Here is a 10137-nt window from a genome sequence, read left to right on the forward strand (position 1 = left end):
CCCGGCCCGGCCGTCCTCTGGTGGCGGAAAGGTGGCTGGTGGCGGAGGAGCAGGTGGCGAAAGGGTGGCAGGTGGCGGAAGAACGGGTGGCGGAAAGGCGGCTGGTGGTGGGATCGGTGGAGGAGGGGCGGCTCGTCGTGGCCGTCGCGCTGATCGACGGTGCTCGGCGGGTGCTCGCCGCGCGGCGGGTGTCGCCGCCGTCCCTCGCGGGGATGTGGGAGTTCCCGGGAGGGAAGGTCGAGCCCGGGGAGGACGAGCTCGCGGCGCTGCGCCGCGAGTGCCGCGAGGAACTCGACGTGGAGATTGAGGTCGGGCGCCTGTTCGGGGAGATCGCGCTGCCCCGCCCGGGCTGGCGGATGCGGTTGTGGCTCGGGCGCGTGGCCGCGGGCGTGCCAGTCGCCGCCGAGCACGACGACCTGCGTTGGCTGGGTGTGCGCGAGCTCGACGACGTCCCGTGGCTGCCGGCGGACGCGCCGCTGGTCGACGCCCTGCGGGCCGAGCTCGGGGAACCGGGGGAGGGCCTGCCGGCGTCGTGACGGTCCGCAGTGCGCGGCCCGCGGCCGCGAGTCCGTACCATGGAGTTGGACCGCGGCGGAGCAGACGTCGTTCTCCCGGGCGGGTACCGCCCTCCGGGGGGTGCTGCCGAAGATCGCGGTCCCTCATCCGACGAACCGTTTCGGGGTCCTAGGGTAGTGCCCTGAAGCCCCATGTTGCCCCGGAGCTCATCACCGTGCCCGTACGCGCCGATCTTCGTAATGTCGCGATCATTGCCCATGTCGACCATGGCAAAACGACTCTTGTTGACGCGATGCTCCGGCAGTCCGGCGCGTTCGGTGAGCGTGGTGAGGCCACCGACCGGGTGATGGACTCGATGGACCTCGAGCGCGAGAAGGGGATCACCATTCTCGCGAAGAACACCGCCGTACGTTTCGGTGACGTCACCATTAACATCATCGATACTCCCGGCCACGCCGATTTCGGCGGCGAGGTGGAACGTGGTCTCGCGATGGTCGACGGCGTGCTGCTGCTCGTGGACGCCAGCGAGGGCCCGCTGCCGCAGACCCGGTTCGTGCTGCGCAAGGCGCTCGCCGCCCGGCTGCCCGTCGTCCTCGTCATCAACAAGGTCGACCGGTCGGACGCCCGCATCAGCGAGGTCGTGGACGAGGCCTACGAGCTCTTCCTCGACCTCGACGCGGACGAGGACCAGATCGACTTCCCGATCGTCTACTGCAACGCCAAGGCGGGGCGGGCGTCCACGACCCGCCCGGAGAACGGCACGAGCCCTGACTCGCCTGACCTCAAGCCGCTGTTCGACCTGCTGCTGGAGGCCATCCCGGCGCCGTCCCACACCGAGGGCGCGCCGCTGCAGGCGCTGGTGACGAACCTGGATGCCTCGCCGTACCTCGGCCGGCTCGCGCTGTGCCGGGTGCACAACGGGACGATCACCCGGGGGCAGACCGTCGTGCTGTGCCGGGTGGACGGCAGCCAGCAGCGGGTGAAGATCACCGAGATGCTGATGACCGAGGCCCTGGAGCGGGTCCCGGCCGAGCAGGCCGGCCCCGGCGACATCATCGCCGTCGCGGGTATCCCCGACATCATGATCGGCGAGACCCTGGCCGACGCCGAGGACCCGCACGCACTCCCGGTGATCACGGTGGACGAGCCGTCGATCAGCATGACGATCGGCGTGAACACCTCGCCGCTGGCCGGCAGGTCCGGCAAGAAGCTGACCGCGCGCCTGCTGAAGAACCGGCTGGACGCCGAGCTCGTCGGCAACGTCTCCATCCGGGTGCTGCCGACCGAGCGGCCGGACACCTGGGAGGTCCAGGGTCGTGGCGAGCTGGCGCTGGCCATCCTGGTCGAGCTGATGCGCCGCGAGGAGTTCGAGCTGACGGTCGGCAAGCCCCAGGTGGTGACCAGGGAGATCGACGGGAAGGTGCACGAGCCCGTCGAGCGGCTGACCATCGACGCCCCGGAGGACTACCTCGGGGTGCTCACCCAGTTGCTGGCGCTGCGCAAGGGCCGCCTGGAGCAGATGGTGAACCATGGGACCGGCTGGATCCGGCTGGAGTACCTCGTCCCGGCCCGCGGGCTGATCGGGTTCCGGACGGAGTTCCTCACCGAGACTCGCGGCACCGGGCTGCTGCACCACGTCTTCGACCGGTACGAGCCCTGGTTCGGCGAGCTGCGCACCCGTGCGACCGGCTCGATGGTCGCGGACCGGTCGGGCGTCGCGACCGCCTACGCCCTGTTCAACCTGCAGGACCGCGGGACGATGTTCGTCGCGCCGACGACCGAGCTCTACGAGGGAATGATCGTCGGTGAGAACTCCCGGGCGGACGACATGGACGTCAACCCGACCAAGGAGAAGAAGCTCACCAACATGCGGTCCTCGACCGGCGACGAGCTGGTGCGGCTCACCCCGCACCGTCAGCTCTCGCTGGAGCAGGCGCTGGAGTTCTGCCGCGAGGACGAGTGCGTCGAGGTGACCCCGGCGACGGTGCGCCTGCGCAAGGTGGCGCTCGCCGCCTCGGAGCGGGAGAAGCTGCGCTCGCGTCGCCGCACCGGCTGACACCGACCCGCCCGGGAAGCCCGGGAAGCCCGGGAAGCCCGGGAAGTTCAGGAAGTTCAGGAAGTCCGGGAAGCGGGCCTGCTCTCAGGGAGTCGGCCCGCTTTCCGTGGTGGGCCCGCTTTCCGCGGTGGGCTCGGTGCGCGGGGGCCGGAGGCGCTGGTCCGGGGCCGCATAGGGTCGCGGGGTGACGCAATCCGCCGAAACGGTGCTGCCGCCGCGCCGCGTGCTTTTCGTGCATGCCCACCCGGATGACGAGGTCATCTCGACCGGCGTGACCATGGCCTCCTACGCGGCTCGGCCCGACACGCACGTGACTCTCGTCACCTGCACGCTCGGTGAGGTCGGTGAGGTTCTGGTTCCCGAGCTGATCAACCTCAGGTCGGATCTCGGTGACCAGCTCGGCGGGTACCGGATCGGTGAGCTCGACCGGTCCTGCGCCGAGCTCGGCGTCACCGACCACCGTTTCCTCGGCGGCGCCGGCCGGTGGCGGGACAGCGGCATGATCGACACTCCGGCCAACGACGACCCGCGCTGCCTGTGGCGCGCGGACCTCGACGAGGCGTCGGCGGCCCTGGTTCAGGTGGTGCGGGAGGTCCGTCCACAGGTTCTCGTCACCTACGACGAGAACGGCGCCTACGGCCACCCGGATCACATTCGGGCACATGACGTGTCCGTCCGGGCCTTCGCCGATGCCGCGAACCCCGACTTCGCGCCGGAAGCCGGCCCGCCGTGGCAGATCTCCAAGTTCTACGAGACGGCCACGCCCAAGTCGTTCGTCCAGGCTGGTATCGAGTATTTCCGGGAGTCCGGGGGCGAGAGCCCGTTCGGCTCCGCCGAGTCCGCGGACGACATTCCGCTGGCGGTTCCCGACGAGATGATCACCACCGAGATCCAGACCGACGAGTACCTGCCCGCGAAGGTGGCGGCGATGCGGGCACACCGCACCCAGATGGCGGTGGACGGCTTCTTCTTCGCGCTCGCCGACGGCATCGGCAAGCGGGCCTGGGCCGCCGAGCACTTCGTGCTGACCCGGGGTGAGCGCGGCCCGGGAACGGAACCCGGCGCCCGCGAAACCGACCTCTTCGCCGGCCTCCCCCTCTAGCTCTGGCCGCCCTGGCGCTTCGGGCCAGGGCGGCTCCGGCGCGCCGCTCGGGTCGACCGGGGCGGCTCGGCGACACCCAGGACTCACCCGGCCGCCACATCGCCGGCCGGCGCCGGCGCCGGCGCCGGCGGGGTGGGTGGGGTGGGGTGGGGTGGTTATGCCGACGGCGGACGCCTCGGCGGCAGGATCCGCTCCTCGCTTGCGTTGATTGCAGTGCAACACTGTAATCGCGAGGAGGATCGGATGGACGCAGGCGCCACCGCCAACCCGGGCCCCGAGGACCAGATCGCACTCCCCGACGAGACCGCGCCGTCCGGTGATCGTGGTGAGGCGGCGCTGGACGCCTACTCCCGTGTGGTGACCCGGGTGGCCGAGCGGGTCGGGCCGAGCGTGGGAAGCCTGCGGGTGCGCACCTCGCGTGGCGCCGGAGCCGGTTCCGCGGTGCTGTTCACCGAGGACGGGTTCCTGCTCACCTCCGCGCATGTCGTCGAGGGACGTCCAGGCACCGGCCGGGCCGGCGAGCCGGTCGGCACGGTGGAGTTCGTCGACGGGACCGAGCGTGCCGTGGACCTGGTGGGAGCCGACCCGCTCTCCGACCTCGCCGTGCTGCGGGCCCGCGGCTCCACACCGCGCCCGGCCGAGCTCGGCGACGCGGCGACGCTGCGGGTCGGCCAACTCGTCGTCGCCGTCGGCAATCCGCTGGGGCTGACCGGGAGCGTCACCGCCGGCGTGGTCAGCGCCCTGAACCGCTCGCTGCCGACCCGCTCCGGTTCGGCCGTGCGCGTCGTGGACGAGGTCATCCAGACGGACGCCGCGCTGAACCCGGGAAACTCCGGCGGGGCACTGGTCACCGCCGACGGCCGCGTGGTCGGGGTGAACACCGCCGTCGCCGGCGTCGGGCTCGGCCTGGCCGTCCCCGTGAACGCCACCACCAGGCGCATCCTCGCGGCACTGATCCGGGATGGCCGAGTCCGCCGCGCCTACCTCGGTGTGGCCGGTGCCCGGGTGCCGCTCCCGCCGGCCCTGGCCGAGCGGACGGGGCAACGCCACGGCGTGCGCCTCGCGGAGGTGGTACAGGGTAGCCCAGCCGGGCAGGCCGGACTGTTCACCGACGATCTCGTCCTGTCGATCGCCGGGACGCCCGTCGCCGGCCCGGGCGATCTCCAGCGACTGCTGACCGAGGACACCATCGGACAACCCGTCGAAATGACAGTCTGGCGTCGCGGCGCCCTCGTGGACGTCATAGCCGTGCCCCGGGAACTCGTAACCCCGTAGGGCACCGACCCGGAGAAGCCGGCAGCGGAACGGGGCCTGGCGCCGGGGCGGCCGGCTGGCGGGCGGTGCGAGATCGACGGTTCGGCCTCGGCGCGTGATCGGGCGGTCCATGGCCTACTGTCGGGGAATGCCCCGTCCGACGCTTGGCCACGGTCACGACGCGAGCGGTGATCCGGCTCCGTCGACGGCCTTGACGCCTTCGAAGGAGCGTTCCAAGCCGTCCGCGCGCCGGCAGGGGAGGGCCACCCCGGCCACCCCGGGCGCCGCTGCCGGCCGGGCCGTCCCGGCCGCCGCGGTGCCGGGGCCGCCCGAGGAGCCCCATCGTGCCTTCCTCGGTGTCTCGTACGCGTTCGGCATCGTGGCCGGGCTCGTGCTCGGGGTGTACGGCGTCGTTCTGGTGCCCTCCGGCCCGCGGCCGGGCGGGACGCTGATCTCCATCGGCCTGCTGCTGGCGCTTTTCGGTAACACCGGGGTGCCGTTTCTGGTCCGCTGGCTGACCGGTACCCGGCTCGGGGCGATGATCCCGCTTGTCGGCTGGATCCCCGTCGTCCTGCTTCTCGCCGCGTCGCGTACCGAGGGCGACCTGCTGCTGAAGGCGACCGCTACGGGCTACCTCTTCCTGGGGATAGGCGTGTTCGCGCCGGTGGTCGTGGCCGTGTTCGGGCAGGCGCGGCGCGGCCTGACGGCGCTGCCGCCGCGTCCCCCGACGGTGCCTCCCCGCTGAGGGCGGCCGGGAGGAGCGTCCGCGCGGTCGGCCGGGTGACGGTGGGGCCGTGGGCCCTGCCGGGGTTGTGCCGATGGTCACCGAGGTGTCCCGACAGGGCGGTGGGGCCACTTCCGCCGCTGTAGCGTTGCCGCCGTGGCCAGCCCCGCGCGCCAGCCCCTGCCCGAACCCGCTCCGGCGGAGACGGCCCGCGCGCAGCCGTGCCCGGCCGAGCTCCAGCCCGGGCCCGACCTCCCCGCCGCCGGCTCCCTGGACGGCCCGACGGCTCCGGACGGATTGGCCGTGCCCGACGCGGCGGCGTTCCGCCGGGTGGTCGGCCGGTTCGCGACCGGTGTGACCGTCCTGACCACGGTTGTGGACGGGCACCAGCTCGCGATGACGGCCAACTCCTTCGTCTCGGTCTCCCTCGACCCGCTGCTCGTCCTCGTCAGCGTGCGTCAGGACGCCCGGTTCCACGCCCCGCTCCTCGACGCCGGGGTGTGGGGGGTCTCGATCCTCGCCGCCGACATGGATCAGGCGTCCCGCGACTTCGCCCGCCGCGGCGCCGACCGGCCCACCGACGACGGGTACGGGGGCGACGGGCGGTCCGGCGGTGGCGGGGGGCAGCTCCTGGGCTGGCGGTACTCGCTCGGCGCGCGGACCGGGGTCGCCCTGCTGGAGGGCGCGCTCGCCGTCCTGGAGTGCAGGACCGTCGCGACGCATCCGGGCGGTGACCACACGCTGGTGATCGGAGAGGTGGTCGCGCTGGCGGCGCAGCGGCCGGATGCCGCTCCGCTGATCTTCTACGAGGGCTCGTACCTCTCGGCCGACCAGCCGGCTCGCTCGCGCCGGGCCGGCTCGTCCTCGTAAGCCTTCAGTTCAGGCGGGCGCGGGCGGCCGCGGCGGCGTGCCGGGCGGCCGCGGCGGCGGCGGGTTCCACGGTGGTGACCGCGTCGGCGAAGTTGGTCAGGTCCGTCGCGCCGCCGAGGAAGTCGCCCAGCCGGACGCGCAGCTCGCCCCGCTCGCGCCGCAGCACGGCGGGGTGGCGGGGCAGCAGGAGCGAGAGCTCCACCGCCCACAGCCTGGTGCGTGGGACGTCGGTGCGTGCCGCGAGCACCCGGATGTTGCTCAGGACCCTGGTGAGCAGGTCCTCCGGGGTCATCGGGGCGAGCTGGGCCCGGGTGAACGCCGCGCCGGCCGCGCGCACTCGTGCCGCCGCGTCGTGCACCGTCATGATCTCCCCCCCGGCGTACGGGTCGACGAGGACGTTCTCATGGGGCGCGCCCACCGCGACGATCACGTGGCCGGGCAGCCCGACGGCGTAGGCGGGGACGCCGATTCTGCGCGCGACCTCGATCCACACGATGGACAGCAGGATCGGCAGGCCGCGGCGCCGGCTGATGACGTCGGGCAGCAACGAGGCCCGAACGTCGTCGTAGTCGGACTCGTGCCCGGCGAACCCGGCCCGCTCGCCGAGGGACTCCCGCAGCGCCTCGGCGGCGGCGCGCAGGTCGAGCCCGGTCAGCGTGCCCCCGCCGGCGTCGGTGCCCGCGTCGGCCGCGGTGCCCCGCTCCGCCGGCGCCCCGGAGGCGGCCCCGGGAACCGCCCCGGAGGTGGCCCCGGCCCCGGAAGCGGCCTCAGTGGCGGCCCCGGCCCCGGCCCCGGAAGCGGCACCGGTGTCGGTACCGGCACCAGCCGCGCCACGGCCCCGCGGAGCGGCCCGGCGGGCCGCGAGGAGGGCGGCGGTGTCGGCGGCCAGGGCGTCGAGGGCACGGGTCGTCTCGGCCGGGTTCGTCTCCGGGCCGGCCTCGGCGGCGATCAGATGACACGCGAGTGCCAGGTCGACGGGTTCGCGGCGGACGACGGTGGCGAACATCCGCCTGCTGTGGGCGCTCACCGCTGGACCTCCACACTCGGGCCGGCGCCGCCCGGGTCGGCGCCACTCGCGTCCCGGTCGCCGCCATTGTCCCCGGTATCGTCGTCACCGGCGTCCGGGTACTCTCCATCCGCGTCGGCGCCGACCTGGCCGTCCGTGCGGAGAGCGGCGGGGCGATCTGATTCCGTGATCTGATCGTTGCGTTCCGCAATGTCGTGGCGAGGGGGCGTTCCGGGCTGGTCCAATGGTGTCGCCCGACCGGGGGGCCGAGGATTGGCCCGCCGGGGTGTCAAGGGCACGACACGCGCCGCTACGAGGGATTCCTCGGGCACACTCACTGTCGTACCGTCGGTGCGGCGGAGGCGGAGTTCGCCTTCCGACCAGGACTCAAGCGTGCCCAGAACATCGCTCAGGGGGAGCGGACCAGAGATACGGCGCCGGATCACGACCCGGGAGCCGATGTCGGCCGGAGTGATGTGGACGACATACACCACTAGTGCACGCCCTTGTTGTCGACACCGAACGGTCCAGGTCGATACTAAGGAATCAGTCGCCCGTGAGCTCGAGGAGGAACGTCCGGTGACCTACGTCATCGCGGAGCCCTGTGTTGATGTGAAGGACAGGGCTTGCATCGAGGAGTGCCCGGTCGACTGCATCTACGAAGGCGGACGGATGCTCTACATCCAGCCTGACGAGTGCGTCGACTGTGGTGCCTGTGAGCCCGTCTGCCCGGTTGAGGCGATCTACTACGAGGACGACGTCCCCGACCAGTGGAAGACCTTCACCGACACGAACGCGTCGTTCTTCGAGGAGCTCGGCTCGCCCGGCGGCGCCTCCAAGGTCGGCGCCCTCGACTTCGACCCGCCCACCATCTCCGCGCTGGCTCCCCAGGGCGAGTCCTGACCGGTTCAGGGGAGTCGGCGAGACCGTCCCGGACGATCAGATCGCCGGGACGGTCGCGGGTGCGGCTGCCCGACTTCCCGTGGGACCACCTGGTCTCGTACAAGGAGAAGGCGCGGTCGCATCCGTACGGGCTGGTGGACCTGTCGGTGGGTACCCCGGTCGACGCGACGCCGGCGGTGGTGCGCCATGCCCTCGCCGGTGCCGCGGACTCTCCGGGGTACCCGCTCACCGCAGGTACACCTGATCTTCGCGAGGCGGCCGCCGGCTGGCTGGCCCGCCGGCTCGGAGTGCTGGTGGAGCCGTCCGCCGTGCTGCCGGTGCTGGGCACGAAGGAGCTGGTCGCCCAGCTTCCCTCGCAGCTCGGCCTGGAGCCCGGGGACCGCGTCTGGGTGCCCACCCCGGCCTACCCGACCTACGAGGTCGGCGCCCTGCTCGCGCACTGCGAGCCGGTCGTCGGCCCCGCCGAGGGTGTCGCCCTCGTCTGGCTGAACTCGCCCGGCAACCCGACGGGGCGTGTCCTGTCGGTGGACGAGATGCGCGCGGTGGTCACCTGGGCGCGTGAGCGCGGCGTGATCGTCGCCAGCGACGAGTGCTACATCGAGCTGGGCTGGGAGGCCCGCGCGGTCTCGGTGCTCCACCCGGATGTCTGCGGCGGCTCCCACGAGGGCCTGCTCGCCGTCCACTCGTTGTCCAAGCGCTCGAACCTGGCCGGGTACCGGGCCGGGTTCGTCACCGGTGACCCCGAGCTCGTCGACGGGCTGCTCCAGCTCCGCAAGCACGCGGGGCTGATGATGCCGTCGCCGGTGCAGGCGGCGGCGACGGCCGCGCTCGCGGACGACATGCACGTCGCCGACCAGCGCGCCCGCTACGCCAACCGGCGGGCGGTGCTCGCCGCGGCGCTCGCCGTCGCGGGCTTCACGATCGACCACAGCGAGGCCGGTCTCTATTTGTGGGCCACCCGCGGCGAGGACTGCTGGGCCACGGTGGACGCGCTGTCCAGCGTGGGTGTCCTGGTCGCGCCGGGGAGCTTCTACGGTGAGTCCGGCCGGCGGCACGTGCGGGTCGCGCTGACCGCCCCGGACGCCCAGATCGCCACCGTTCCGGAGCGCATGACCATGCTCCCCGCGGCAGGCGCCCCGAGCGGCGCGCAGGCCGCGCCGGGCTGGGGCCAGCAGCCGGCCGGCTACCCGCCCGCCGGGCCGCCCGGCCCCGCGGCTTCGGGGCCGCATCCGGTGGGTGCGGGCCGCGGCGGTGACCAGGGCTGGTCCTCCGGCCGTCCGTCCGGGTACGGAGCGGGTGAGCCGGCGCGGGCCGACCAGAGCTCCGTCGGTTCGTTCGACCGGTACCGGTCGAGTCAGCCCGATCCGGGCGCCCGGCCGTCCCAGGACTACCGCCCCACCCAGGACTTCGGCTCGGCCCAGGAGTACCGCCAGCCCGAGGAGTACCGGCAGCCTGAGGAATACCGGCAGCCCCAGGACTTCTGGGGAGGCCGGGACGTCCGCTCGGGGCAGCCCGGAGATCCCTACCGGGACCCCCAGGGCGCCCACCGTCGGTCGGGGTCGTACTCCGGTGCGGGTGAGGGTGCCGCCGGGCAGGGCACGCCACCGCCGTACCAGACGGGTCAGCTGCCCGTCCCCTCGTATGAGAACGGCGGCGGCAGCGCGCCGCAGCAGCAACCGCCGCTGCCGTACCAGACGGGGCAGATG

The 10137-nt window shown here is 73.0% G+C and carries 9 protein-coding genes; 8 read left to right on the forward strand and 1 reads right to left on the reverse strand.

The window, feature by feature from the left end:
* Nucleotides 1–104: 104 nt before the first annotated feature.
* From E0504_RS21855 to E0504_RS21880, 6 genes are all read left to right on the forward strand, one after another.
* Nucleotides 105–536 carry a (deoxy)nucleoside triphosphate pyrophosphohydrolase gene (locus tag E0504_RS21855; RefSeq protein ID WP_071059441.1) on the forward strand — a complete coding sequence of 144 codons (432 nt, stop codon included), beginning with the start codon at nt 105–107 and terminating at the stop codon, nt 534–536.
* A 194-nt stretch (nt 537–730) separates the two neighbouring features.
* The gene (gene typA, locus E0504_RS21860; RefSeq protein WP_112105112.1) at nt 731–2572 is read left to right on the forward strand and encodes a translational GTPase TypA; all 1842 of its coding nucleotides are present in this window, start codon (nt 731–733) and stop codon (nt 2570–2572) included.
* A 184-nt stretch (nt 2573–2756) separates the two neighbouring features.
* Nucleotides 2757–3674: an N-acetyl-1-D-myo-inositol-2-amino-2-deoxy-alpha-D-glucopyranoside deacetylase gene (mshB, locus tag E0504_RS21865; protein ID WP_112105113.1), complete on the forward strand. Its 918-nt coding sequence runs from the start codon at nt 2757–2759 to the stop codon at nt 3672–3674.
* A 243-nt stretch (nt 3675–3917) separates the two neighbouring features.
* Nucleotides 3918–4949: a S1C family serine protease gene (locus E0504_RS21870; protein WP_200835123.1), complete on the forward strand. Its 1032-nt coding sequence runs from the start codon at nt 3918–3920 to the stop codon at nt 4947–4949.
* A gap of 190 nt (nt 4950–5139) precedes the next feature.
* On the forward strand, nt 5140–5673 hold the full coding sequence (locus tag E0504_RS21875) for a DUF6113 family protein (protein WP_235013557.1): 534 nt from the start codon (nt 5140–5142) through the stop codon (nt 5671–5673).
* A 135-nt stretch (nt 5674–5808) separates the two neighbouring features.
* Nucleotides 5809–6522 (forward strand): flavin reductase family protein, encoded by a 714-nt coding sequence (locus E0504_RS21880; protein ID WP_112104646.1) that lies wholly within the window; start codon nt 5809–5811, stop codon nt 6520–6522.
* Between the two features lie 4 nt (nt 6523–6526).
* On the opposite strand, the gene E0504_RS21885 is transcribed toward E0504_RS21880, so the two are convergent.
* Nucleotides 6527–7549, reverse strand: coding sequence for a transglutaminase-like domain-containing protein (locus E0504_RS21885; RefSeq protein ID WP_131625784.1), 1023 nt, complete (start codon nt 7547–7549; stop codon nt 6527–6529).
* Between the two features lie 558 nt (nt 7550–8107).
* Between E0504_RS21885 and fdxA the strand changes: the two genes are divergently transcribed.
* Together fdxA and dapC are read left to right on the forward strand one after the other, a co-directional pair.
* Entirely contained in the window at nt 8108–8431 is a 324-nt protein-coding gene (fdxA, locus tag E0504_RS21895) for a ferredoxin (protein ID WP_018502185.1), read from the forward strand.
* 59 nt (nt 8432–8490) lie between these two features.
* The coding region (gene dapC, locus E0504_RS52160; RefSeq protein WP_243657569.1) for a succinyldiaminopimelate transaminase at nt 8491–10137 on the forward strand (1647 nt) is incomplete at its 3' end.

The organism is Parafrankia sp. BMG5.11 (assembly GCF_004337455.1).

Bases quoted from the DNA above. Each gene is read 5' to 3' on its own strand.
- E0504_RS21870 (WP_200835123.1), top strand. From the start codon at position 3,918: ATGGACGCAGGCGCCACCGCCAACCCGGGCCCCGAGGACCAGATCGCA.